Source organism: Marinovum sedimenti (assembly GCF_054052205.1).
Genome location: NZ_CM133223.1, coordinates 2,413,350 through 2,440,025, shown reverse-complemented (window position 1 = coordinate 2,440,025; position 26,676 = coordinate 2,413,350). Strand labels below are relative to the sequence as shown.

The window sequence follows — 26,676 nt, the reverse complement described above, 5'->3', positions numbered from 1 at the left end:
TATCAGATCAGCTGTCAAACCACCAACGGCTGGCATACCGATAGCCATCCATTTGCCAGCTTGCGGCGATATTTTCGCCACGTTGCACGTTCGAGCGGCGGGCGTAGACGAAGTTGGGGAAATACGGGATCATTGTGCCGCCATCATCGCGCGCCAGCATTGCCATTTCGCGGTACATTTCGGCCCGCTTGTCGTCGTTGAGCTCGGCCTTGGCCATGATGAGCAGCTCGTTGAACCGCTCGTTCTGCCAATGCGACTCGTTCCAGGCCGCGTCATCCTTGTAGGCCAGCGAATACATCACATCCGGCGTCGGACGCGCGCCCCAGACCACCATGCACCACGGCTTGACCAGCCAGACATCCGACCAATAGCCATCGTTGGGCTCGCGCACGACCTTGATGTCGATGCCCGCGGCCTTGGCCTGTTCGGAGTACAGAACCGCCATGTCCACCGCGCCGGTGGTGATCGAGTCGGCGGTGGAGAAGCTGACAGACAGCCCTTCCATCCCGGCCTTTTTCAACAGCGCCTTGGCCTTTTCAGGATCGTATTCGCGCTGCGGGATATCCTCGGGCCAATAAGGCATGGCGGGCGAATGGTGGAAGTCGTTGCCAATGGTTGCCGCACCAAAGGCGATCTTTTCAACCAGCTCTTCGCGGTTCATCGCCAGCTTGAGCGCCATGCGCACGTCGACATTGTCGAACGGAGCCTGATCGGTGAACATCGGCATGGTGATCGCCTGCGCCGACGGGATGTTTTCCACCTTGATCGAAGGGTCACGCGCCAAAAGGCCCAGCGTCTTGTTTTCAAGCAGCGAGGCACAATCCACATCGCCGGTGACAAGCGCGGTCTGGCGGGCGTTGGGATCGTTGATCACCAGAATTTCGATCGCGTCGAAATAGGCGCCTTCGCCGTGCCAATCGTCGTGCCGCTCAAGGCGACAGCCGGTGCCAAAGTTCAACTCCGCAATCTTGTAGGGGCCAGAGCCGATGCCGGACTGCCAATTGGCGGTGCCGTCGTCGTTGGCCGGAACAATGGCGAGGTGATAATCGGTCATCAGCCAAGGCAGATCGGCGTTGGCCGAATCCAGCTTGAAGGTGATCGAATCGCCGCCATCGGTGATGTCAGTGACCGAGCTGAGCAGCGCCGTCGCCGCCGAGGTCGACCCTTCGCCGCGGTGATAGTTCATCGAGGCAATCACGTCGGCTGCCGTGACTTTGTTGCCATCGTGGAAGGTGGCCGCCGTGTTAAGCTTGAACGTCCATTCAGTGGCGTCGGGCGTCGCGCTCCATTCGGTCGCAAGGTCCGGGCCAAGGGTGCCGTCGGGGTTGATCATCGTCAGGAACGACCGGTGCGAATGCACAAGGTTGATGTCGAAGTTCGACTGATACGCGCCGATATCGTGGGTGTCTGAGGTGTTGCCGTCGTGCTGTGCCACCCGCAGGGTGCCGCCGCGTTTGGGCTCTGCCTTGGCTTGCGAGGTCCAAATGCCGGTTGCCGCCGTCGCCGCGATGCCCGCAGCCGCAGAGCGGCGCATGAAATCACGACGTGACAGGCGGCCCATCCGCGCCTCGAGCGAGAGCCTGTCGATCAGGCCCTTGTCCATTGGTTTGTTCATCTTTTTCTCCCTGTTATCATTTATTTATCCGTCCCCGCATCGAAAGGAGCGAACTGTTTTTTCGGCCTTTTTCAGGCTCGTGCCATCGAAACTTTTATCTTGGGCCGGCTGAGTGTTGAAATCCGGCCTTTCGATCGATGCGTTCCGATTTGCATTCCTTGGCTGTCCTTCGGTGCCGTTCATCGGAAACACGGGCGTCCGAAGCGGTTTGGCACAACCGAACTTCGCCACGCACCTGGTGCCCCGATGCATGAAAGCGACACTCACATCGAAACATGATCGCGGTTTATAATCCACTCAAAATGTCGAAAACTCTGGCAAAAATCCCGATGTCCCCAGCCGCGCCCTTTCGGAGGAGCTAGGGTAAAACCGACATACGGCAAGGATTTTTCGGGCTCATGCGCCGGTCTGTACGCTTGGGTACACCGCGCAATGTAACGCCGCCGCGACGGGCTGGCTGTGACCGACGTTACGTCAGCGAAAGGTTTGGCCACAAGACGCGCGTCGCGCGCGCCCTGCCATGCGCCAATGGACTGCCACTTTTGCGCAGGCCGTCAAAGTGTGGAGGGTCAGGCCTGCGGCAGCTTGCGTGCGCGTGTGACAGCGACGCGGTTCTCACGTTGCAAATCGTCGGCAAACAGCGTGGTCAGATCCTCGCGCGAGAGGCCATTCGCGGCGTCGCCTTCTTCGTCTGCCGCGCCAGCGAGGCACGCCATCGCAGGGTTCATTGTGCGCATGCGAAAGTAGTTGGTCAGGCGAAATTGCGTGATCGCCCAGGCGTGGCTTCGCCGCGCGGATGTTTGGCCGTTGTTGAACATGTGTGCCCCCCCAAGGGATCTGTTTCGATACAGAATTCAATAGCGAACCGAAGGGAGAATCGCGGCGTGCAAGAAGGTCAGGCAGGCTTTCAGGATGGACAGGAGGACTATACTTTAGGTGTGGAAAACCGGGCTTTCCGCCGCAGACAGCGCGCATTTCGCGCAAAGTCGTGGCCCTCGGGACACTTTGCACCCGCCCGCGAGACCAATGGATAGGCGGGTGAACTCACCCCGAAACACCGGGACCCCGCGCACCTTTTGCCCGTATGGTGCCGAAGGTTTGACCTCGCCGCATCGCCGCGCAGGAGGCCGGGATTGAGGTTTGGCTTACCCCTGAACCGACTGCGCAAGAAGCAAACCTGCGGCACCGTCCCTCGGTTGTGCGGAGGCGCACGCGGAGTTGCCGTCAAAAACCGAACTGTTCAAACCTGCTGACAAAAAGCCGCCCACGGATCGAAACCGTCAGCTCCAAGGCGGCGGGCGCGTAAGACAAGTCGCGCCGAGCAAGGTCAATAGAGCATCCTGAAAACAAATAAGCTCCCAAGGTCAAAACCTTAGGAGCTTATTATGGTGCCCAGGAGAGGACTCGAACCTCCACGTCCTTGCGAACACTAGCACCTGAAGCTAGCGCGTCTACCATTCCGCCACCTGGGCAGGTGTCGTGGAGCGGCGTTTAAGCTGGGGCCCGCGCAGTGTCAACGCAAAATCTGCAAGAAATGCACGAAAGCACACCGCTAATCGCCTTGTCACAAACCGGACCCGACGATATTCCCTATTACAACAGACAAAACGCGAGGCTCCCATGTCCAAATTGGTCACGATCTACGGCGGCTCCGGCTTTCTCGGCCGGTACATTGCACGGCGCATGGCCAAAGAGGGCTGGCGCGTGCGCGTCGCATGCCGTCGCCCGAACGAGGCGATCTTTGTGCGCCCCTACGGCGCGGTTGGCCAGGTCGAGCCGGTGCTCTGCAACATTCGCGATGACAACAGCGTGCGCGCGGTGATGACCGGCGCCGATGCGGTGATCAATTGCGTCGGCACCTTTGATGCGGGCGGCAAGAACAATTTCGACGCCGTGCAAGCCGAGGGCGCAGGCCGTGTGGCGCGCATCGCATCTGAGACCGGCGTGGCGCGCATGGTGCAGATTTCCGCCATCGGAGCGGACGCCGAAAGCGAGAGCGACTATCAGCGCTCCAAAGGCGAAGGCGAAGCGAACGTGCTGGCGCATATGCCGGGCGCGGTGATCCTGCGGCCTTCGGTTATTTTCGGCCCAGAAGACAGCTTTTTCAACCGGTTCGCCGGTATGACGCGCTTTGGGCCGGTGCTGCCCGTGGTGGGGGAGAACACGAAATTCCAGCCGGTCTATGCCGATGACGTCGCCCAAGCTGCGGCTCTGGGGGCCACCGGCGCGGCACCCGGCGGCATCTATGAACTCGGCGGGCCAGAGCAGGCCACGTTCCGCGAATTGATGCAGGATATGCTCGCGGTGATCCGCCGTCGCAGGCTCATCCTTAACATGCCGTTCTGGGCCGCGCGGATCATGGCGGGCGTGTTCGACGGGCTGTCCAAGCTCACGCTCGGCGCGTTCAGCAACGGCATCCTGACCCGCGATCAGGTGCTTACCCTGCAATCCGACAATGTCGTGTCCGACGGCGCACGCGGGTTTGACGCATTGGGCATCCGTCCCACAGCGATGGAGGCGGTTCTGCCTGACTACCTGTGGCGCTTCCGCCCCGCCGGCCAATACGACGCGATCAAGGAATCGGCGCAGCGACTCGACGCGAAATAACCACCGATTCGATCATTACTGCTGACAATTTTGCCCCTGACGGGTGGCGCTGCCATCTTTCGGGGGTAATTTTTTGCGCCACGGAACGTTGGTTATCGCACCTTACAGGTGCTGGAATACCTCTCCGACCCATCGCCTCCAATTTATCAACAAAAAATTAACTCAATCTCGCCTCAAATGCGAAATCGTTTCCGTTCCGTCGGGAGGCGCGCAATCGACCTGAAGGGCCTCGCAGCCTGGCGGTTCGGGGACGCGCTCTGTTTGTTTTTTCCGCCGGGCGTCAACTCGACATACGAGGATTCAAATGCCCCAGGACATCAGCCAATACATTCTGGCCAATTCACTTGTGAACCACACGGGAAGCCCCCAGACCAATGTGCCGCATTGGACCAATTACATCGCCGATGCGGCGGGCCACAGCTATGAAGTCAGCGGTCATTCGGGGTTCATGCCGCAGTTCGCGGATGCAGAAACGCCCGGATCGAACTGGGGTTTTGCCGGGGTTGATCCCGCGTGGGACGCCGAAAGCGAGCTGTTCGAGAGTGCCGATCTTGATGTGATCATGATTGGCCCGGCGAATTTCATCCAATGGCAACCGGCCGGAGAGCCTTATCTCGATGGGTCGCGCTCGCCGTTGTCGGACATGCTCGACGTTGTTGGCGACATGACCACCGCGCACCCCACCGCCAATATCCTGATCTATCAGGGCTGGGCCGATCTTGGGATATTCTCCGAAGACCTCAGCACGGCTGATACGGTGATGGAGGCGTACCACGACTATAATCAGGGCGAATATCTTGATTGGTTCAACGATCTGGCAGATCAGGTGAATGCCGCCGATCCCGATGCCAATGTCGTTGTGCTGCCCACCGGGGCGATCCTGTCCGAGCTGTTTGAGGATGGCGGCGTCCTCGACGATATGACGGTCGACGACCTCTATGTCGACACCGCCCCGCATGGCACGGAAACGCTTTATTTCATTGCCAGTATGATCAATTATTCCGGGATTTACGGCGAGGCGATACCGCCGGATTTGATCATTCCGCCCGCGATCGACCCTCGCATCGGCGAGCGGCTGGAAGAGATCGATCAGGTGATCAGTGTGGCGCTGGAGGAGGCCGGATTCGACATCGCCGATTTCGAAGCCCCGCCGCCGGAACCTGAGCCAGAACCCGAGCCCGAGCCGGAGCCCGAACCGGAGCCAGAACCCGAACCAGAGCCGGAACCTGAACCCGAACCGGAGCCTGAACCGGAACCAGAGCCAGAACCGGAGCCCGAACCGGAGCCCGAACCCGAACCGGAGCCAGAGCCCGAACCCGGCCCCACCCCAGGCACAATCACGGCGGAATATCTGACAGTCGCGCCAGACATCGCCACGGTGACCACAGTCGATTTCTCGGCCGCGCAAGAAACCGGCACCGTCGACAGCATCGGCTTCCTTGATGGCGACCCTGCGCCTTGGGCCACCGGCCCCGAAGATCATTTCGCCGTGCGCTACACCTCGGAGCTGGAGATCGAAACCGGCGGCACCTATCGCTTTGACATGTTTGCCGATGATGGCGCGGTGGTGAGCATCGACGGGCAGATCATCCTGACCAACGAACAGGACGGCCCCGACTCGTTTCAGCAAACCGAACTGACGCTCGACCCCGGCACTCACACGCTCGAGGTGCTGTATCTTGAGCGGACCGAGGACGAGATGCTGTATCTGCGCTGGGCCGGGCCGGACACCGACGAACAGATGGTGCCGTTCGAGGGCGCACCCGAGCCGGAACCGGAGCCAGAACCCGAAGCCGCCCCCCAACAGCTCTCCACACCCGAGGATATGGCGATGGCCCTGTTGTCCCTTGGTGCGCCAGAGGACGACAGTGGCGGTTTTCAGGCGACCGACGAGCCTGTGCTCGAGGACGAATTCCTGCTCTAGGCAAGATGCCGCGCCCTGCCCCCTTGCATCAGCGAGCGGCAGGGCGTATATGCCCTTTCAACAGCGGCGCGTCGGCCTCAACCGAAGCACCACCGGATAAGTTCAACGGGCCGCGCGCCCGTTTTTTTGTGCCCGCTCGCCGGGCAATGCCCGAAAGTAGCCGCAGGACCAAGTATGAGTGATTTTCTCTCGAACACACTGATCGCCAAAGCCGCGATTGATCGTCGTCTGGCCGAAATTCTCGGGCCGGTGATTGAAGATATGGGTTTCGAGCTGGTCCGTATCCGCCTGATGAGCGGCAAGACCCAGACGCTTCAGATCATGGCCGAACGCCCCACCGGCGGCATCGAAGTTGATGAATGTGCCGCGATTTCCAACGCGGTGAGTGCTACGCTCGATGTCGAAGACCCGATTCTCGATACCTATACGCTGGAAGTCTCCAGCCCCGGCATCGACCGCCCGCTGACACGGCTCAAAGATTTCGACACCTACGAAGGCTATGAGGCCAAGATCGAGACCACCGAGCTGATTGATGGCCGCCGTCGCTTTAAGGGCATGCTGGCCGGAATCGAAGGCAACGAGGTTCTGATCAATGTCGACGGCGAAGGCGAAGCGGAAAACACCGTGACGCTGGGCCTGAACTTCGACTGGCTGAGCGATGCCAAGCTGGTTTTGACCGACGAACTCATCCGCGAGATGCTGCGCCAACGTAAGGCCGCCGGCGTGGACGAAACCCAATTTGACGAGATCGAGACGGAAGCGTCTTCTCAAGAGGAGAAAGAATAATGGCAATCACATCAGCCAACCAGCTCGAGCTTTTGCAGACCGCCGAAGCGGTGGCGCGCGAAAAGATGATCGACCCCGGTCTTGTCGTCGAAGCGATGGAAGAAAGCCTCGCCCGCGCCGCCAAGTCGCGCTACGGCTCCGAGATGGACATTCGGGTGAACATCGACCGCCGCACCGGCCGCGCCACCTTTACCCGCGTCCGCACCGTGGTCGAAGACGAAGAGCTGGAAAACTACCAGGCTGAGTTCACCGTTGAGCAGGCCAAGCAATACATGGCTGATCCGAAGGTTGGCGAAACCTTTGTCGAAGAAGTGCCGCCGGTCGAAATGGGCCGGATTGCCGCACAATCGGCCAAACAGGTGATTCTCCAGAAGGTCCGCGAAGCCGAGCGTGACCGTCAGTACGAAGAATTCAAAGACCGCGCCGGCACCATCATCAACGGTCAGGTCAAACGCGAAGAATATGGCAACGTCATCGTCGACGTGGGCCGTGGCGAGGCGATTCTGCGCCGCAACGAAAAGATCGGCCGCGAAAGCTATCGCCCGAACGACCGCATCCGTTGCTTTATCAAGGACGTGCGCCGCGAAGCGCGTGGCCCGCAGATCTTCCTGTCGCGCACCGCGCCCGAGTTCATGGCCGAACTGTTCAAAATGGAAGTGCCCGAAATCTATGACGGTATCATCGAGATCAAGGCCGTCGCCCGTGACCCCGGTTCGCGCGCCAAGATTGCCGTGATTTCGCATGACGGTTCGATTGATCCGGTCGGTGCCTGTGTCGGTATGCGCGGTTCGCGCGTGCAGGCCGTGGTGAACGAACTTCAGGGTGAAAAGATCGACATCATCCCGTGGAACGACGACCAGCCGACCTTCCTTGTCAACGCGCTGCAACCGGCCGAAGTGACCAAGGTTGTTCTCGACGAAGAAGCCGAGCGCATCGAAGTTGTGGTGCCCGAAGAGCAGCTGTCGCTGGCGATTGGCCGTCGCGGTCAGAACGTGCGTCTTGCGTCGCAGCTCACCGGGCTCGACATCGACATCATGACCGAAGCCGAAGAATCGGCCCGCCGTCAGAAAGAATTCGAAGAGCGCACCCGCCTGTTCATGGACACGCTGGACCTTGACGAATTCTTCGCGCAACTGCTTGTGTCCGAAGGCTTTACCAACCTCGAAGAGGTGGCTTACGTCGAAGTTGACGAGCTTCTGGTGATCGACGGCGTCGACGACAGCACCGCCGAAGAGCTTCAGACCCGCGCCCGCGAACACCTGGAAGAGCAGGCCCGCAAGGCGCTTGCCAATGCCCGCGAACTGGGTGTCGAGGACAGCCTCATTGACTTTGAGGGCCTGACGCCCCAAATGATCGAAGTTCTCGCCAAGGACGGCATCAAGACGCTCGAAGATTTCGCCACCTGCGCCGACTGGGAGCTGGCTGGCGGCTGGACAACCGTCGATGGCGAGCGGACCAAAGACGATGGCCTGCTCGAATCCTTCGACATGTCGCTGGAAGAGGCGCAAAAAATGGTAATGACCGCCCGGATCGAACTGGGCTGGGTTGATCCTGCCGAGCTTGAGGGCGACGAAGACGAGACCGCCGAAGACGGTGAAGAGACTGTGGCCGAGGCCGGTGCGGCCGAAGAGCCCAAGGGCTGAACGGTCCAGGAGGTCACATCATGTCACGCGGCGGCAAGGACAAGGACGGCGAAGACGCCGGTCCAGAACGTAAATGCATAGCCACCGGCGAGGTTTTGCCGGTGGAAAAGATGATCCGCTTCGTGGTTGGCCCCGAGGGCCAGGCGGTGCCAGACGTGTTGGGCAAACTGCCCGGTCGTGGCATCTGGGTTTCGGCCAACCGCGCAGCGCTTGAATTGGCGGTGAGCAAGAAATTGTTCGCCAGAAGTGCCAAACAGCCAGTCACGGTGCCCGATGGGCTCGTGGCGGCGGTCGAAGCTCAACTGGCGCGGCGCGTGGTCAATCTGATCTCGCTGGCGCGCAAGGGCGGTCGGGCCATCGCGGGTTATGAAAAGGTGAAAATCTGGCTTCAAAACGAAGAGGCCAAGGTTTTGATCCAAGCCAGCGACGGATCCGAGCGTGGCAAGTCGAAATTGAGCACACCTCAGAGTGGTTCATTCATCGGCTGGCTGACCGCAGACGAGTTGGGATTGGCATTTGGACGACAAACTGTGATACATGGCGCGCTCGCGTCTGGTGGACTCACGGAACGTGTAGTAGAGGAAGCCGCAAGATTGAAAAATCTGCGCGTGCATGACGACGGTGGCAGGGGCCACCGGAAAGGAAAATAGAGCTTTATGAGCGATAATGACGGCAAAAAGACCCTTGGATTGCGTGGCGGACCCCGTGCGGGGAACGTGAAGCAGAGCTTCAGCCATGGCCGAACCAAGAACGTCGTAGTGGAAACCAAACGCAAGCGCGTTGTGGTGCCTAAAGCCGGCGCGTCCAAGTCCGCATCCGGCGGAATTGGTGGTGGTGCTGGCGCGGGCAAACGCCCTGCCGGGATTACCGATGCCGAAATGGAACGCCGGCTAAAGGCGGTCCAGGCCGCCAAAGCACGCGAAGTCGAAGAGGCTGCGGCCCGCGAGGCCGACGAAAAGGCACGCGCGGAAGACCGTGAGCGCCGCCGGGCCGAAATGGAGGCCAAGGAGCGCGAGCAGAAAGAAGCTGAAGAGAAAGCCAAGGCCAAGGCCGAGGAAGAAGATCGTCAGCGTCGCAAAACCGAGGAAGCCGCGAAAGCCGCCGCTGCCAAGGCTGCTGCCCCCACACCCGAGGCCGAACAGCCCCGTGGTGCCAAAGTTTCGACAGTTAAAAAGGTCGAGCGCGCGCCCGAGCGCGAGCAAGACCGTCAGAACAAGGGCAAGGGTGCCCGCGATGCTGGCCGCCGTTCCGGCAAACTGACTGTGAACCAGGCGCTGACAGGCGGCGAAGGCGGACGGCAACGTTCGATGGCCGCAATGAAGCGCAAGCAGGAACGTGCACGCCAAAAGGCGATGGGCGGCCCAATCGAGCGGGAAAAGGTTGTCCGCGAGGTCAAGCTGCCTGAGGCGATTGTTGTCTCTGAGCTGGCCAACCGTATGGCTGAACGTGTGGCTGACGTGGTGAAATCGCTCATGAATATGGGCATGATGGTCACGCAGAACCAAACGATTGACGCCGACACTGCCGAGCTGATCATCGAGGAATTCGGTCACAAGATGATCCGCGTTTCCGACGCGGACGTCGAGGACGTGATCAAAGAGATCGTGGACAAGCCCGAAGATCTTCAGCCGCGTCCCCCGGTCATCACGATCATGGGCCACGTCGACCACGGCAAAACCTCGCTTCTCGATGCGATCCGCGACACCAAGGTTGTGTCCGGCGAAGCAGGCGGGATCACCCAGCACATCGGTGCCTATCAGGTGCAAACCAAGGACGGCGCGATTCTGTCGTTCCTTGATACGCCGGGCCACGCTGCCTTTACCTCGATGCGTTCGCGCGGGGCACAGGTGACGGATATCGTTGTGCTTGTGGTTGCGGCCGATGACGCCGTGATGCCGCAAACAATCGAGGCGATTGCCCACGCAAAAGCGGCGAAAGTGCCGATGATCGTGGCAATCAACAAGTGCGACAAACCTGCGGCTAACCCCGACAAGGTGCGCACCGATCTGCTGCAACACGAGATCATCGTCGAAAAACTTTCGGGTGACGTGCAGGACATCGAAGTGTCGGCCATCACCGGTCAGGGCCTTGATTCGCTGCTCGAAGCCATCGCGCTTCAGGCTGAGATCCTTGAACTGCATGCCAACCCCGCGCGCGCCGCCCAAGGCGCCGTGATCGAGGCACAGCTTGACGTTGGCCGCGGCCCTGTGGCCACGGTTCTGATCCAGAACGGCACCCTGCGCCAAGGCGACATCTTTGTTGTCGGCGAACAGTGGGGCAAGGTGCGTGCGCTGATTTCCGACACGGGCGACCGTGTGAGCGAAGCCGGCCCGTCGGTTCCGGTCGAGGTGCTTGGCCTCAACGGCACACCCGAAGCGGGTGACGTGCTGAACGTGGTCGACACCGAAGCGCAAGCGCGTGAGATTGCCGAATACCGCGAAAAAGCGGCCAAGGACAAACGTGCGGCTGCCGGCGCGGCCACCACGCTTGATCAGCTTCTGGCGAAAGCCAAAGAAGATCAGAACGTGGCGGAACTGCCGATCCTGGTCAAAGCGGATGTGCAAGGCTCGGCCGAAGCGATCGTTCAGGCGATGGAGAAGATCGGCAACGACGAGGTGCGTGTTCGCGTGCTTCACTCGGGTGTTGGTGCCATCACCGAGACCGATGTCGGCCTCGCAGAAGCGTCGAACGCGCCGATCCTGGGCTTCAACGTGCGTGCAAACGCTTCGGCCCGGAACTCGGCCAACCAGAAAAGCGTGGAAATCCGCTATTACAGCGTGATCTACGATCTGGTGGACGATGTGAAAGCGGCGGCCTCTGGTCTGCTGTCGGCTGAAGTGCGCGAAACCTTCATCGGCTATGCCAAGATCAAAGAGGTCTTCAAGGTCTCTCACATTGGTAAAGTGGCTGGCTGTCTGGTCACCGAAGGGGTGGCACGCCGCTCCGCCGGTGTCCGCCTGCTGCGCGACGATGTTGTGATCCACGAAGGCACGCTGAAAACGCTCAAGCGCTTCAAAGACGAAGTGCCCGAAGTGCAATCCGGTCAGGAATGCGGCATGGCGTTCGAGAACTATGATGACGTCCGCGCGAACGACGTTATCGAGATCTTTGAACGTCAGGAAGTTGAGCGTTCGCTCGACTGATCACCGCGCCAGATCTGAAAAACTAAAAAAGGGGACAGAGCGATCTGTCCCCTTTTTCTATGAATAAACAGTGTCGACGAAGTCAGAAGAGTGGTGCCTGACAGTCGAAGACAGTCTTTGTCTTAAGCGCTCGCAGAGACAGGACGCCCAAGAAAGATGCGCGCGCCGTCACGGACAGCGATTCGGCCATCCTCCAGCTTGCGAACAAAGATACCTTGCACAGTAATATACTTACCTAGAGTGATCGTTTTCAGCATGATACTGTTTCCCTATAGTGCTGTAATCCAAATCTAAGCACTTGTTGCACAAAGTCGACCCGAAAATTGGTCGTAACACCGCCTCAATTTGCACAGGTGCGGTTAAATAAGTGTCACTAGAGGGGACTGAACTGGGAATTTTCCCCTTTCAGGGTTTACAACCAGTCCCGCAAAATCGGGATCAGGGGAATATCGGCCGCCGGCATGGGATAGTCGCGCAGCGCATTTGCGTGCACCCATTTAAGGGTTTGCCCCTCACGCGCTTGCGGCGTGCCCTCCCATTTGCGGCAGGCAAACAGCGGCATCAGCAAGTGAAAGCTCTCATAGGCGTGGCTGGCAAAGGTAAGCGGGGCGAGGCAGGAGGCCCAAGTGTCGATGCCCAGCTCTTCCTGCAATTCCCGGATCAGCGCCGCTTCGGGCGTTTCACCCGCCTCGACCTTGCCACCGGGAAATTCCCACAGACCGGCCATCGATTTGCCCTCGGGCCGTTGTGCCAGCAGCACACGCCCGTCACGGTCAATCAGGGCGACGGCGGAAACGAGGACGATTTTTGTCATTGGAGCGCCTGTGGCTGGCCGAGGAAACGAGGGCCAGCCCCTCGCGCTCCCCGAGGTATTTAGAAACAGAAGAAGGATCAGGACCGGTAATCGGCATTGATGTCGATATAGCCGTGCGTCAAATCGCAGGTCCAGACCCGGCGCTTGCCAGAGCCGAGCCCGAGGTCGACCGCGATCGAGATGTGTTCGCCCTTCATGTGAGCGGCGGCGTCGGCCTCTTTGTAATCGGGGTGGACCCAGCCGTTTTCCGCCACCAGCACGTCACCAAACCGGATGGTGATCAGGTCACGGTCGGCTTGCGCCCCGCTTTTGCCGATGGCCATGACGACCCGGCCCCAGTTGGGATCTTCGCCTGCGATCGCGGTCTTGACCAACGGCGAATTGGCGATGGCCATGGCATGGGTGTGCGCCTCGGCGTCACTGGCGGCACCGGTGATGTCGATCTGGACGAACTTGGTGGCCCCTTCGCCGTCGCGCACCACCTGATGCGCGAGGTCCATCATCACCTCGAACAGGGCGTCCTTGAACTCGGCATTGCCCGACACATCTACGCCGGATTTGCCTGTGGCGGCCAGCAGCAGGGTGTCAGAGGTCGAGGTGTCGCTGTCGACGGTGATCGAGTTGAAGGTGAGGTCGGTCAGCTCTGACAGCGTCGCCTGAAGGTCCGCTTGGCCGATCAGCGCGTCGGTGAAGATATAGACCAGCATCGTGGCCATATCCGGCGCAATCATCCCCGAACCTTTGGCGATGCCCGCGATTTTGACCGGTTTGCCGCCGATGGTCAGGCTGCGGCTTGATCCCTTGGGGTAGGTGTCCGTTGTCATGATCGCGCGGGCGGCGTCGGCGATGCCGCTGTCGTCCTGTGCCGCGACCAGCTTGTCCAGCACGGCTGTGATCCGGTCATGCGGCAGCGGCTCGCCGATCACGCCGGTGGACGATGTGAAGACCCGCTGCAAGGGCACACCTGCAGAGGCCGCCACCGCTTCGGTAATGGCCGCAACCGAGGCATCGCCGGCGCGCCCGGTGAAGGCATTGGAATTGCCCGCGTTTACCAAGATCGCCGCGCCGTCGCTGGCGTCTCCCCCAAGCTTGGCCTGGCAGTCGCGCACCGGGGCAGAGCGGGTGGCGGACCGGGTGAAAACCCCTGCCATTGATGTGCCCGGCGCAAGCAGGGCAAGCATCACATCCTTGCGGCCAGCGTAGCGCACGCCAGCTTCGGTCGCGGCGAAACGCACGCCGTCGATGACCGGAAGATCAGGAAACCGTGCCGGGGCCAGCGGCGAGACAGGCAGGGATTTTGCCATGATTATTGTCCGATAAGATCGAGGTTTTTGATAACCGACGTGTCGACATCCGCCTTGTCGGTCTGGGTGATTTCCGCGCCTTCGGTCAGCTCGGCCAGAAGCGCATCAAGCGCCGCTTCGCGCACGCCGGCCTCAATCTCGGCGCGCACGGCGTCAAGTGCGGGCGCTTCGGGGGTGCGGGTTTCGTTCAGCTTGATGATGTGCCAGCCGAATTGCGTCTGCACCGGGTCCGAGACCGCGCCAACCTCCATCGCTTTCACGGCGGTTTCAAATTCCGGCACCATCATGCCTTCGCCAAACCAGCCGAGCTCGCCGCCATTGGGGCCCGAGGGACCGGTGGAATTGTCCTTGGCCAGCTCTGCGAAATCTTCGCCAGCCCGCGCGCGTTCGGCCAGGGCGGCTGCGTCTTCCTCGGCCTCAACCAGAATATGCGAGGCATTAAATTCAATTGCGCGGTTTTCGCCCTCATAGGCCTCGGCATAGGCTGCTTCGACAGCGGCCTCCGAGAGTGCCTCTTCCATCACCGATTGCGCCCGTTCCGCAGCACGCAGCGCCCGCTCTTCGTTGTCGAGCGCAAGGGCGACGCGGCGGGTGATCTCTTCAGGACCGGCCTGAACCAAAACCGTTTGCTGGATCAACTGGTTAAGAATACCGTCCCACAGCGTATCGTCGTCAAGCTGGCGCACCTGTTCGGGCAGCGAGGCGCGCACCATGATCATGTGGCCCAGCGTGATTTCGGTGCCATCCACCGTGGCAACAACCGTATCGGCATCGATTTCGCTGTGCTGCTCTGCAAAAACAGGTGTGGCAAGAAGGGCAACCAAAGCCGTGGTTTTCAGATATTTCAACATCATGTGTTCCTTCATTCAATCCCTTGCCCGCGGCCAGCGTTGACACTGCGTAGGGTGCCCCTTACATCGCTGTTGTCCCGTCGGGCACATGTTTCCCGCAAAGGCATATGGGTTGCAGGCGAGACGGGCAAGGCGCGCACACAAAGATGTGCGCATTATTCGACGGAGAGATTATGCTGGGCTTTGGAAAACTCGCCAGATCGGTGTTCGGAACACCGAACGACCGTAAGATCAAGGCGACCCGCCCGCTGGTCGAACAGATCAACGCGCTTGAACCTGAGTTCGAGGCGCTGAGCGATGACGGTATCAAGCAAAAAACCGCAGAGCTGGCCGAACGCGCCAAGGGCGGCGAAGCGCTTGATGCGCTGCTGCCAGAGGCGTTTGCCAACTGCCGCGAAGCCGCCAAACGGGCGCTGGGCCTGCGCGCCTTTGATGTGCAGCTGATGGGCGGGATCTTCCTGCACCAGGGCAACATCGCCGAGATGAAGACCGGTGAGGGCAAGACGCTTGTTGCCACCTTCCCGTCATACCTTAATGCGCTGACCGGCAAGGGCGTGCATATCGTCACCGTCAACGACTATCTTGCCAAACGCGATGCCGAATGGATGAGCAAGGTTTACGCCGCGCTCGGTATGACCACCGGTGTGGTCTATCCGTGGCAGTCCGAGCAGGAAAAGCACGACGCGTATAACTGCGATATCACCTATGCCACGAACAATGAGCTTGGGTTCGACTATCTGCGCGACAATATGAAAGCCGAGCTGAAAGACATGTTCCAGCGCGGCCATAACTTTGCCGTGGTCGATGAGGTCGACAGCATCCTGATTGATGAGGCGCGCACGCCGCTGATTATCTCGGGCCCTGCGGATGACCGCAGCGACATGTACCAGACCATCGACAAGCTGATCCCGCTTTTGCAGGACGATCACTATGCGCTTGATGAGAAAACCCGCAACGTCACCTTTACCGACGACGGCAACGAGTTCCTTGAAAACCAGTTGCGCGCGCATGATCTGCTGACCGAAGGCCAGTCGCTGTATGACCCCGAAAGCACCACCGTGGTGCACCACGTCAATCAGGGGCTTCGCGCGCACAAGCTGTTCCAGCGCGACAAGGATTACATCGTCCGCGACAACGAAGTTGTGCTGATCGATGAGTTCACGGGCCGGATGATGGCCGGGCGTCGCCTGTCGGACGGGCTGCATCAGGCGATTGAGGCCAAAGAAGGCTGCGAGATCAAGCCAGAGAACGTGACGCTCGCGTCTGTCACCTTCCAGAACTTCTTCCGTCTGTATGACAAACTTGGCGGCATGACCGGCACCGCAGCCACCGAGGCCGAGGAATTCTCCGAGATCTATGGCCTTGGCGTGGTCGAAGTGCCCACCAACAAGCCGATTGAGCGGATCGACGAAGACGACAAGGTCTTCCGTTCGGGCGACGAAAAATATCAGGCGATCATCGAAGAGATCAAGAAGGCGCATGCCAAGGGCCAGCCGGTTCTTGTGGGCACCACCTCGATCGAGAAATCCGAGATGCTGAGCCAGGCGTTGACCGCCGCCGAGCTGAAGCACAACGTGTTGAACGCCCGCCAGCACGAGCAAGAGGCGCAGATTGTCGCCGATGCCGGCAAGCTGGGCGCAGTGACCATCGCCACCAACATGGCCGGTCGCGGCACCGACATCAAACTGGGCGGCAACCTTGATTTCCAGATCATGGAAGCGATTGCCGCCGATCCCGAGGCCGACCCCGAAGAGATCCGGCAACAGATTGAAGCGGACCACAAAACGGACGAGGAAGCGGTCAAGAAAGCCGGCGGCCTCTATGTTCTCGCCACCGAGCGCCACGAAAGCCGCCGCATCGACAACCAGCTGCGCGGCCGGTCCGGCCGTCAGGGTGACCCCGGTCGCTCGTCGTTCTTCCTGTCGCTTGATGATGACCTGATGCGCATCTTCGGCTCTGAACGGCTCGACAAAGTGCTCAACACGCTGGGCATGAAAGAGGGCGAAGCGATTGAGCACCCTTGGGTGAACAAATCGCTCGAACGCGCGCAGGCCAAGGTCGAAGGCCGCAACTTTGACATCCGCAAACAGCTGCTGAAATTCGACGACGTGATGAACGATCAACGTAAGGTGATCTTTTCCCAGCGCCGCGAAATCATGGAAGCGGCGGACCTGTCGGAAATCGTGCAAGACATGCGCCACGAGGTGATCGACGAGCTGGTCGATCAGTATCTGCCGCCGAAATCCTACGCCGACCAATGGGATGCCGAGGGCCTGCAGGGCGCCGTCATCCAATACCTTGGCCTCGACCTGCCGATCCAGGCTTGGGCCGAAGAGGAAGGCGTTGACCAAGAGGTTGTGCGCGAGCGTCTTGAAGACGAAAGCGATAAGTACATGGCGCAGAAGGCGTCGGCCTTTGGCCCCGAGACCATGCGCAACATCGAAAAGCAGATGCTGTTGCAGACCATCGATGGCAAATGGCGCGAGCACCTGCTGACGCTTGAGCATCTACGCTCGGTTGTGGCCTTCCGTGGCTATGCCCAGCGCGATCCGCTCAACGAGTACAAGAACGAGGCGTTCCAGCTGTTCGAATCGATGCTGGAAAGCCTGCGCGAGGATGTGAGCCAGAAACTGGCCCAGATCCGTCCGATGAGCCCTGATGAGCAAGCCGCCCTGATGCGCCAGATCCAAGAACAGCAGGCCGCGCAGAAAAAGCTGACCGAACAGGCCCAGCCCCAAGGCCAGCCCGCACAGCCCGTCGAGGGTGCAGCGCCCGGTTTTGTCGAGGATGACCCCACCACCTGGGGCAATCCGGGCCGCAACGAGCCTTGCCCTTGCGGGTCTGGCGAGAAGTTCAAGCACTGCCACGGCCGGGTCTGACCTGATCCGACATGACTGACCAAAAGGCCGGGCCCAGTGTCCGGCCTTTTGCTATGTCCGGCCTTTTGCTATTTGCGGCCCCGAATGGCGAAACGAATTGTGTCACAATCGGGTACAATCCTTGGGCGCAGGTCCGAAAGACTCCGCCGCAGCGTCAAATCTATGCCCCGATCCGAGTCGATAAATGCCTCAACTGGACGCCCTTGAAGGGGCAAGGAGGCAGAGATGAAACTTCCAATTGGCAAATTTTCCCTGGGCAACTTGCCGCTGGGCAAACTGAGCGGCATGATGGCACGCAAGGGCGACGCACCCGCGGCGGCAACCCCGCCCGCAGGCGCGGCCACAGCGGCAAAATCGCGGCGCATCCCGGTGAACAAGGCAACGGTGGCCCTGGGCAGCGGCGTCATCATCTTTGCGGTCAGCTTTGCGATGCAGAATTTCGGCAGCCATCCCGGCGCGGGTCCGGTTGCCACCCCCAACAAGGTGACAGCCAAGGCATCGCCAGAGCCCACCCCCCTGCCCCAAGTGCTCGATGTGGCGCTGGACGAGGCTCTGGACGTGGCCGAGATCACACCGACCTCCTTTGCCTTTATGCCCAAGGAAGCGGCTTTGCCCGAGCTGCCCCAGGCCAAGATCGTGGCCAGCAAACCGGACATGACGTTTTCCAATTTTGAAGCTGCCGTTCTGAAAGACGCAGACACACCGATGCCGCTTCAGGCTGGTACAGCCATTGGCCTGCCGCAGGCGTTGGTTGTGGCCTTTGACAGCGACGCAATCCCCTCAGAGCCGGTCGAAACCATCCCCGGCCTGCCCTGTGACATCACCCTGACCGCCGATCCCGCCCCGGCGGCGATGGTCGATCTGATCGTCGATGCCAGCTGCCTGCCCTCAGAGCAGCTGACCCTGCACCACAACGGCATGATGTTCCACGCAATGACCGACGACCGTGGCCGCGCCAATCTGCGCGTTCCGGCATTGGCCAAAAAGTCGGTCTTTATCGCCTCGTTCGAAAGCGGCGAAGGCGCGGTGGCGCAGATTGATGTGCCGATGATCGACTTCTACGACCGGGTTGTCGTGCAATGGCGCGGCGACTCCGGGCTGGGCCTGCACGCTCTGGAATTTGACGCCGCCTATTTCGGCGCGGGTCACATCCACAATGGCGCGCCGGGCGATGTGGGCACCGCCGCCTCTGGCACCTCCGGGTTCCTGACCCACCTGGGCGAAGGCACCGGACCACAGGTTCTGAACGCCGAGATTTATTCCTTCCCCACCCGCACGGCCCAAAACGCCGGACGCATCGGGCTTTCGGTCGAAGCCGAAGTGACAGCCGACAATTGCGGCACCGAAATCGAGGCGCAGACACTGCAACTCAAACCCGGAACCCCGCTGCGCACGCAGGACGTGACGCTTTATATGCCGGACTGCGAAGCCTCGGGTGACTTTCTGGTGTTGAATAATCTGCTCGAAGACCTGAAAGTTGCCGCCAACTAGACGCGACAACAAAGGCCGGTTTTTATGAGCAAGTTCTGTGCGGCGTTCTGCGCCGCACTTTTCCTATGTGTGGTCGGCCTGCCGTCCGTCGCCACTGCCCAGGACGTGACCCTGACCTCGCTTGATGGCGCGGTCGAGATTGAGGGCACCCTGCGCGGCTTTGACGGCGAGTTTTACCGGCTTGATACCATCTATGGCGAAATCACCATCGATGCCTCTGGCGTCGCCTGTGACGGGCCCGGCTGCCCCAATCTTGAGGCGTTCGTGGCCGAAATGCGGGTGTCGGGGTCGTCGACCATGGGCAAGGTGCTGATGCCCGCGCTGATCGAGGCCTTTGCCCTGCGCAATGGGCTGCACGCGGTCCGCGACGAGATCGATGAAAACCGCTTTACCTATGCGCTGCGCGACCGCAACAGTGGCATTGAACAGGGTCTGTTCCACTTTCACACCAGCAACACCGACGAAGGCTTTGCCGATCTTCTGGCGGACAAAAGCGATATCGTCATGTCCCTGCGCGAGGTGCGCCCCTCCGAGGTGCGTGCCGCGCGCGAGGCTGGGCTTGGCGATCTGACCGGGCCGAACCGCAGCCGGGTTCTGGCGCTTGATGCGCTGGTGCCGATTGTGTCGTCGAAAAACCCGCTTGGCGCGATAAGCCCGGCGCGGTTGGCGCGTGTCTTCGGCGGTGGCGTCACCAATTGGATGCAGCTTGGCGGGCCGGATGCACCGGTGGTGTTGCACCTGCGCGACACCAAATCCGGGCTGGCACAATCGGTGCAGGACAAGCTGATCGCCCCGGCGCGGCTGGACCTCGCGCGCGATGTCGAACGCCACAGCACCAATGCCGATCTGGCGCAGGCCGTGGACCGCGATGTGCTGGGCATCGGCATCGCGAGCTATTCCGAGATTGGCAACGCCAAGCCTGTGGTGCTGTCGGGGCGCTGCGGATTTCAGCTCAGCGCCTCGCGGCTGGCGATCAAGACCGAAGATTACCCGCTGACCGCGCCGATGTTCCTGTATCTGCCGGCGCGACGCTTGCCGAAGCTTGCGCGGGATTTCCTGACGTTCACCCGCTCGGACCCGGCGCAGATCGTGATCCGCCGCGCCGGATTTGTCGATCAGGCCCCCGAAGAGGTTGAACTCAATGCCCAGGGCGACCGCTTTGCCAACGCCATCGCCGCCGCGGGCCGCGAAACCTCTCTGGTCGAACTAAAGCGGCTGGTGTCGACGCTTGGCACCCGCCACCGATTGTCGACCACGTTTCGATTCCGCGCCGGATCGACCTTGCTCGACGCGCAATCCTTGTCGAACGTCCAGCAATTGGCGCGCGCGCTTGAGGCGGGAAAGTACGACACACGGTCGGTGATGTTCGTGGGCTTTTCCGATGGCGATGGCCCGGCCGATGGCAACCGCGCCATTGCCGCAAAACGCGCGGCGGCGGTGCGCGATGCGGTGATTGCGGCTGCGGAAATCGCCAATCTCGACCGGGTTCTGATTGAAACCGAAGCCTTTGGCGAAGCCCTGCCCCTGGCCTGCGACGATACCGCGTGGGGCCGCCAGGCCAACCGACGGGTGGAAGTCTGGGTCCGCTGATCCGGGGCGCAGTCCCGATCTGTCAACAGATCGGAACCGATCCATTGATGGATCGGGCTGCCTCCCGCCACGGCCCCCTTGCCGCTTGCGCGTTCGCATGTCACCGTGACAGCAAATGACCGGAGGCGAGCCCATGGCGACCAAAACCAAGACATCCGAAGACACCTCGCATCTTCCCCAAACCTACGCGCCGCGCAATCCCGGCATGGACCTCGATCTCGACTGGGTGCTTGGCGTACATGCCAACCGCTCGGCCATCGAACGCCGTGCCGCCACCCTGCCCGGACGGCGCAGCGTGAAAAAGGACTATCAGGCCGCCTGGCTCTGCCGCGCGATTGCCTGCATCGATCTGACCACCCTGTCAGGGGACGACACCGAAGGCCGGGTGCGCCGTCTTTGCGCCAAAGCCCGCCAACCGGTGCGCGCCGACATCCTGCAAGAGTTGGGAATGGAAGGGCTGACCACCGGCGCCGTCTGTGTCTATCACGACATGGTGGCGACCGCTGTTGACGCGCTAGAGGGCACGAACATCCCCGTCGCCGCCGTGTCCACGGGCTTCCCTGCGGGCCTGTCGCCGTTCAACCTGCGGATTGCCGAGATTTACGCCAGCGTCGAGGCGGGCGCGCGCGAGATCGACATCGTCATCTCCCGCCGCCATGTGCTGACCGGCAACTGGCAGGCGCTGTATGACGAAATGCGCGCCTTTCGCGCGGCTTGTGGCGAGGCGCATGTGAAGGCCATTCTCGCCACCGGAGAGCTCGGCACGCTGAAGAACGTCGCCCGCGCTTCGCTGGTTTGCATGATGGCGGGGGCGGATTTCATCAAGACCTCGACCGGCAAGGAAAGCGTCAACGCCACTCTGCCTGTCAGTCTGGTGATGATCCGCGCGATCCGCGAATACCACGAACGCACCGGCATTTACATTGGCTATAAACCGGCGGGCGGCATCTCCAAGGCCAAGGATTCACTGACCTATCTGGCCTTGATGAAGGATGAGCTGGGCAATCGCTGGCTCCAGCCCGACATGTTCCGCTTTGGCGCGTCCTCGCTCTTGGGGGATATCGAACGCCAACTCGAACACCACGTCACCGGCCGCTATTCGGCCAGCCACCGCCACGCACTGGCCTAGGTCCCGAAATCTTCAAAAGATTTCGGCCCGATTTCTTTGTAAGAAATCGCTTCCGAGGAAAGACAGACCGATGAAAATCAAAGAGATATTCGACAGCATGGAATACGGCCCCGCCCCCGAAAGCGCCGCCGATGCGCTGACATGGATCGTCGATCAAGGCAGCCGCTTTGGCATGTACATCAACGGCGAATGGACCGCCGCACGGGGCGATTTCCACTCCAAGAACCCCGCCAACGGCGAAACGCTGGCCGATCTAACCCAAGCCATCCCCTCCGAGATCGACGATGCCGTCGCCGCCGCCCGCAAGGCCCAGCCAAACTGGGCCGGGCTTGGCGGACATGGCCGGACGAAATACCTCTATGCCATCGCGCGCCTACTGCAAAAACACGCCCGCCTCTTCGCCGTGCTCGAAACCCTCGACAACGGCAAGCCGATCCGCGAAAGCCGCGACATCGACATCCCCCTGGCCCAGCGCCATTTCTACTACCACGCCGGCATGGCGCAACTGATGCCCTCCGAACTGCCCGACCGCGAGGCGCTTGGCGTTTGCGGCCAGATCATCCCGTGGAACTTCCCGCTGCTGATGCTGGCGTGGAAAATCGCGCCCGCCCTTGCGGCCGGCAACACCGTGGTGCTGAAACCGGCGGAATACACCTCGCTGACCGCGCTGTTGTTCGCCGACATCTGCACCCAGGCGGGCCTGCCCAAAGGCGTCGTCAACATTGTCACCGGTGACGGCGCGGTGGGCGAAGCCATCGTCAACCACCCCGGCATCGACAAGATCGCCTTCACCGGGTCCACCCCCGTCGGCCGCGCCATTCGCGCCGCCACCGCCGGATCTGGCAAGGCGCTGACGCTCGAACTCGGCGGTAAATCGCCCTACATCGTCTTTGAGGACGCCGATATCGACAGCGCCGTCGAAGGCCTTGTTGATGCGATCTGGTTCAATCAGGGGCAGGTCTGTTGCGCCGGTTCCCGCCTGATCGTGCAAGAGGGCATCGCCGAGGTCTTCCACAGCCGCCTGCGCACCCGCATGGACAAGCTGCGCCTCGGCAACCCGCTCGACAAATGCATCGACGTCGGCGCCATCGTTGACCCGGTGCAATTGCAGGCCATTTCGCAGATGGTCGACGCCAACCAATCCGGCGAGGTTTACCGCGCCAACGTACAAATGCCCGCCGAGGGCTGTTTCTATCCGCCGACCCTGATCACCGGCCTGCACCCCTCTGACACGCTGATGCAGGACGAAATCTTCGGCCCCGTGCTCGTCGGCACCACCTTCCGCACCCCGTCCGAGGCCTTGGAAATCGCCAACAACACCCGCTATGGCCTTGCCGCAACGGTGTGGAGCGAGAATATCAACGTCGCTTTGGACATCGCGCCCAAGCTGGTGGCCGGCGTGGTCTGGATCAACGGCACCAATATGTTTGACGCCGCCGCAGGCTTTGGCGGCGTGCGCGAAAGTGGCTTTGGCCGCGAGGGCGGATGGGAGGGCATGAGCGCCTACACCCGCCCCACAGCCGAGGCAAAACCGCTTGCGCAAGTGACCGCCTTCAGTGGCGACCAAGGCCCCAGCGACCCGCTCGACCGCACCGCCAAGCTTTACGTCGGCGGCAAACAGGCCCGTCCCGATGGCGGCTATTCGCGCGGGGTGTATGGGGCCAAAGGCGCGCTTCTCGGCCACGCCAGCCTTGCCAACCGCAAAGATGTGCGCAACGCGGTCGAGGCGGCCAAGGGTGCGGCGTCTTGGGGGGCCACCACCGGCCACCTGCGGGCGCAAATCCTCTATTACATCGCCGAAAACCTCTCGTCCCGCGCGGATGAATTTGCCAACCGGATCAACGCGTTAACCGGGCGCAAGGACGGCACCAAGGAAGTAGATGCCGCGATCAGCCGCCTCTTTACCTATGGCGCATGGGCCGACAAATTCGACGGTCAGGCGCACAACGTGCCGATCCGCGCCGTGGCCTTGGCGATGCGCGAACCCGTCGGCGTGATCGGCGCGCTGTGTGACGATGCCCTGCCGCTGTTGGGCCTCGTCTCGGCGATGGGCCCGGCGATGGCGATGGGCAACCGCAGCGTTCTCGTGGCCTCCGAAGCCTTCCCGCTGGCCGCCACTGACTTCTACCAAATCCTCGAAACCTCCGACGTGCCCGGCGGCGTGGTCAACATCCTGACAGGGTCGCACGGCGAACTGGCCAAAACCCTGGCCGAGCATATGGATGTCGATGCGGTCTGGAGCTTTTCCTCCACCGATCTCAGCGCTGAGATTGAACGAGGCGCCGCCGCCAACCTCAAACGCACTTGGGTCAACAATGGCCGTGCGCGCGATTGGTTTGGGGCCGATGGCGAGGGCCGCGCCTTCCTTGAGGCCGCAACCGAGGTCAAGAATATCTGGGTGCCCTACGGGGCCTGAATTGGGCCCCGTCTTCGCATCGTCACAGCGGTTTGATTCAATTGCCGATGACCTAAGCACCGGCTGGTAATCAATTAGTAAGTCAGAATGACTAAACCTCTACGTGGGAGTTCCGACACAGGGGTGTGAGAGGAGCAGAATGGCCGGGAACTGGCGCTTGATCCGACGGTAATGCCGAGCGTGACGCGTGTTCAGGACCAAGAGGTCGGCCATTCAATCGCCTGTCCTTGCCGCAAGCTCGCCTGCGGCAAGGACAGGCAAACTACCATTCAAGCACAACTTTGCCGCTGTTGCCCGCACGCATGGCGGCAAAGCCATTCTCAAACTCCGACGCCTTGAACCGGTGGGTGATCACCCCCCTGACATCAAGCCCGTTCTCCAGCATCGCAATCATCTTGTACCAGGTCTCGAAAATTTCGCGGCCATAGACGCCTTTGATGGTGATCGCCTTGAACACGATGCGGCTCCAATCCACCGGCGATTTACCCGGCGGAATGCCCAACAGCGCGATGCGCCCCCCCATCACCAGCGCCTCGACCATCTGATCCAGCGCGCGCTGGTTGCCCGACATCTCAAGCCCGACATCAAAGCCCTGCTTCATGCCAAGCCGTTTGACCACGGCGTTCAGGTCTTCCTCGGCCACATTGACCGGCACCACATCCGCGACCTTGGCCGCCAGCGCCAGCCTGTCGGCGTTGATATCGGTGATCACCACATGGCGCGCGCCCACATGCCGCGCCACCGCCGCCGCCATAATGCCAATCGGCCCGGCCCCGGTGATCAACACATCCTCACCCACCAGATCAAAGCTCAGCGCGGTGTGCACGGCATTGCCCAAAGGATCGAGGATCGCGCCGATTTCGTCATCAATCTCATCCGGCAAAGGCACCACGTTGAACGCGGGCAGCCGCAGATATTGCGCAAACGCGCCCTGTTCGTTGACGCCAATGCCCCGCGTTTCCGGATCAAGATGGAACTTTCCCGCCCGGCTCTGGCGCGAATGCTTGCCGATCAAATGGCCCTCGCCTGAACAGCGCTGGCCAATGTGCAAATCCTCGACCCGATTGCCAATCTCGACAATCTCACCGGCGAATTCATGCCCTGTCACCAGCGGCACCGGCACGGTTTTCTGCGCCCATTCATCCCAGTTCCAGATGTGCACATCGGTGCCGCAAATGCCGGTTTTGTTGATCTTGATCAGCACGTCATTCGGTCCGATTTCCGGCACCGGCACGTCCTGCATCCAAAGCCCTTCGCGCGGCTCGGCCTTGACCAAAGCCTTCATATCATTTCTCATTTCAACACTCCCAAAGCTTTGCCGACCCGGCCAAAAGCCGTCAGCGCTTCATCCAGATCATCCCGTGTCAGCGCCGCATTCATCTGGGTGCGAATCCGCGCTTGCCCCTTGGGCACCACCGGGAAAAAGAAGCCCGAGACATAAACGCCCTCGTCGTAAAGTCCCGCCGCCATGTCTTGCGCCAGCCGCGCCTCGCCCAGCATCACCGGGATGATCGGATGTTCGCCGGGCAGGATATCAAACCCCAGCCGCTCCAACCCCGCGCGCCAATAGGCTGCGTTTTCAAACAGTTGCGCGCGCAGATCGTCGCCTTGTTCGACCAGCTCCAGCGCCTTGATGCCCGCCGCCACCACCGCAGGCGGCAGCGAATTGGAGAACAGATAAGGCCGCCCGCGTTGCCGCAACAAGTCCACCACCGGCTGTGCCGCCGCGATATAGCCGCCAATGGCGCCGCCCATCGCCTTGCCCAACGTGCCGGTCAGAATGTCGGCAGAAACCCCAGCATGCGCCGGCGTGCCCGCGCCCTTTGGCCCCATAAAGCCGGTGGCGTGGCAGTCGTCGACCATCAGGATTGCGTCATATTGATCGGCCAGCGCGCGGATCTCGCCCAGTTTCGCCAGATAGCCGTCCATCGAAAACACGCCATCGGTGGCGATCATCACATGTCGCGCGCCACCCGCGCGCGCCTCTTTCAACTTGGCCTCCAAATCCGCCATATCGGAATTGGCATAACGGAACCGCTTGGCCTTGCAGAGCCGTATGCCGTCGATGATGCTGGCGTGGTTCAGCGCGTCTGAAATCACCGCATCCTCCGGCCCCAGCAGCGGCTCGAACACCGCGCCATTAGCATCGAAACAGGCGGCAAACAGGATGGAATCGTCGGTGCCAAGGAAATCGGCCAGCTTTTGCTCCAGCTCGCGGTGAATGTCCTGCGTGCCACAGATAAAGCGCACCGAGGCCATGCCATACCCGTGGCTGTCCATCGCAGTCTTGGCCGCCTTGATCAGCGCCGGGTGATCGGCCAGCCCGAGGTAGTTATTGGCGCACAGATTAATCATGCACCGCTCGCCCACCTGCATTCGCGCACCTTGGGCACTGGTGATCGGTCGTTCGACCTTCATCAGCCCGTCCGCCTCAATCTGTGTCAGCGTGCTTTTGAGATGGTCCAGAAATGCTTGCGCCATGAT

18 protein-coding genes and 1 tRNA gene are annotated in these 26,676 nt (G+C 61.1%); 11 read left to right on the top strand and 8 right to left on the bottom strand.

Going from position 1 to position 26,676, the window contains the following annotated elements:
- Positions 1-7: 7 nt before the first annotated feature.
- The 3 genes from ACW9UO_RS11720 to ACW9UO_RS11710 form a co-directional block, all read right to left on the bottom strand.
- Entirely contained in the window at positions 8-1,615 is a 1,608-nt protein-coding gene (locus ACW9UO_RS11720; RefSeq protein ID WP_457085987.1) for an ABC transporter substrate-binding protein, read from the bottom strand.
- A gap of 569 nt (positions 1,616-2,184) precedes the next feature.
- Positions 2,185-2,433, bottom strand: a complete 249-nt coding sequence (locus tag ACW9UO_RS11715) for a hypothetical protein (protein WP_457085986.1) — start codon at positions 2,431-2,433, stop codon at positions 2,185-2,187.
- 568 nt (positions 2,434-3,001) lie between these two features.
- Positions 3,002-3,087 (bottom strand) — tRNA-Leu (locus ACW9UO_RS11710).
- Between the two features lie 148 nt (positions 3,088-3,235).
- On the opposite strand from ACW9UO_RS11710, the gene ACW9UO_RS11705 reads away from it, so the two are divergent.
- From ACW9UO_RS11705 to infB, 6 genes are all read left to right on the top strand, one after another.
- Positions 3,236-4,222: a complex I NDUFA9 subunit family protein gene (locus tag ACW9UO_RS11705; protein WP_457085985.1), complete on the top strand. Its 987-nt coding sequence runs from the start codon at positions 3,236-3,238 to the stop codon at positions 4,220-4,222.
- 304 nt (positions 4,223-4,526) lie between these two features.
- Positions 4,527-6,146 (top strand): PA14 domain-containing protein, encoded by a 1,620-nt coding sequence (locus ACW9UO_RS11700; RefSeq protein ID WP_457085984.1) that lies wholly within the window; start codon positions 4,527-4,529, stop codon positions 6,144-6,146.
- A gap of 174 nt (positions 6,147-6,320) precedes the next feature.
- Positions 6,321-6,932 (top strand): ribosome maturation factor RimP, encoded by a 612-nt coding sequence (gene rimP / locus ACW9UO_RS11695; RefSeq protein WP_457085983.1) that lies wholly within the window; start codon positions 6,321-6,323, stop codon positions 6,930-6,932.
- On the top strand, positions 6,932-8,575 hold the full coding sequence (gene nusA, locus ACW9UO_RS11690; protein WP_457085982.1) for a transcription termination factor NusA: 1,644 nt from the start codon (positions 6,932-6,934) through the stop codon (positions 8,573-8,575). Before rimP ends, nusA begins: the two co-directional genes overlap by 1 nt.
- Before the next feature lie 20 nt (positions 8,576-8,595).
- Positions 8,596-9,225: an RNA-binding protein gene (locus ACW9UO_RS11685; protein ID WP_457085981.1), complete on the top strand. Its 630-nt coding sequence runs from the start codon at positions 8,596-8,598 to the stop codon at positions 9,223-9,225.
- 6 nt (positions 9,226-9,231) lie between these two features.
- A complete protein-coding gene (gene infB, locus ACW9UO_RS11680) occupies positions 9,232-11,718 on the top strand; it encodes a translation initiation factor IF-2 (RefSeq protein WP_457085980.1) in 2,487 nt (828 codons plus the stop codon).
- 412 nt (positions 11,719-12,130) lie between these two features.
- On the opposite strand, the gene mutT is transcribed toward infB, so the two are convergent.
- The 3 genes from mutT to ACW9UO_RS11665 form a co-directional block, all read right to left on the bottom strand.
- A complete protein-coding gene (gene mutT, locus ACW9UO_RS11675) occupies positions 12,131-12,532 on the bottom strand; it encodes an 8-oxo-dGTP diphosphatase MutT (protein WP_457085979.1) in 402 nt (133 codons plus the stop codon).
- Between the two features lie 77 nt (positions 12,533-12,609).
- On the bottom strand, positions 12,610-13,836 hold the full coding sequence (gene argJ / locus ACW9UO_RS11670; RefSeq protein ID WP_457085978.1) for a bifunctional glutamate N-acetyltransferase/amino-acid acetyltransferase ArgJ: 1,227 nt from the start codon (positions 13,834-13,836) through the stop codon (positions 12,610-12,612).
- Between the two features lie 2 nt (positions 13,837-13,838).
- On the bottom strand, positions 13,839-14,690 hold the full coding sequence (locus ACW9UO_RS11665; RefSeq protein ID WP_457085977.1) for a foldase protein PrsA: 852 nt from the start codon (positions 14,688-14,690) through the stop codon (positions 13,839-13,841).
- Positions 14,691-14,860: 170 nt separating this feature from the next.
- Between ACW9UO_RS11665 and secA the strand changes: the two genes are divergently transcribed.
- From secA to ACW9UO_RS11640, 5 genes are all read left to right on the top strand, one after another.
- Positions 14,861-17,566: a preprotein translocase subunit SecA gene (gene secA / locus ACW9UO_RS11660; RefSeq protein WP_457085976.1), complete on the top strand. Its 2,706-nt coding sequence runs from the start codon at positions 14,861-14,863 to the stop codon at positions 17,564-17,566.
- 225 nt (positions 17,567-17,791) lie between these two features.
- Positions 17,792-19,057 (top strand): translocase, encoded by a 1,266-nt coding sequence (locus ACW9UO_RS11655; RefSeq protein WP_457085975.1) that lies wholly within the window; start codon positions 17,792-17,794, stop codon positions 19,055-19,057.
- A 24-nt stretch (positions 19,058-19,081) separates the two neighbouring features.
- Positions 19,082-20,647 carry a substrate-binding domain-containing protein gene (locus tag ACW9UO_RS11650; RefSeq protein WP_457085974.1) on the top strand — a complete coding sequence of 522 codons (1,566 nt, stop codon included), beginning with the start codon at positions 19,082-19,084 and terminating at the stop codon, positions 20,645-20,647.
- A gap of 133 nt (positions 20,648-20,780) precedes the next feature.
- On the top strand, positions 20,781-21,776 hold the full coding sequence (gene deoC / locus ACW9UO_RS11645) for a deoxyribose-phosphate aldolase (RefSeq protein ID WP_457085973.1): 996 nt from the start codon (positions 20,781-20,783) through the stop codon (positions 21,774-21,776).
- Between the two features lie 70 nt (positions 21,777-21,846).
- On the top strand, positions 21,847-24,192 hold the full coding sequence (locus ACW9UO_RS11640) for an aldehyde dehydrogenase family protein (protein WP_457085972.1): 2,346 nt from the start codon (positions 21,847-21,849) through the stop codon (positions 24,190-24,192).
- Positions 24,193-24,454: 262 nt separating this feature from the next.
- Here ACW9UO_RS11640 and tdh read toward each other — a convergent pair whose 3' ends face one another.
- Both tdh and ACW9UO_RS11630 read right to left on the bottom strand, forming a co-directional pair.
- Entirely contained in the window at positions 24,455-25,489 is a 1,035-nt protein-coding gene (gene tdh, locus ACW9UO_RS11635; RefSeq protein ID WP_457085971.1) for an L-threonine 3-dehydrogenase, read from the bottom strand.
- On the bottom strand, positions 25,486-26,673 hold the full coding sequence (locus ACW9UO_RS11630; protein WP_457085970.1) for a glycine C-acetyltransferase: 1,188 nt from the start codon (positions 26,671-26,673) through the stop codon (positions 25,486-25,488). Before ACW9UO_RS11630 ends, tdh begins: the two co-directional genes overlap by 4 nt.
- Between the last annotated feature and the right edge of the window lie 3 nt (positions 26,674-26,676).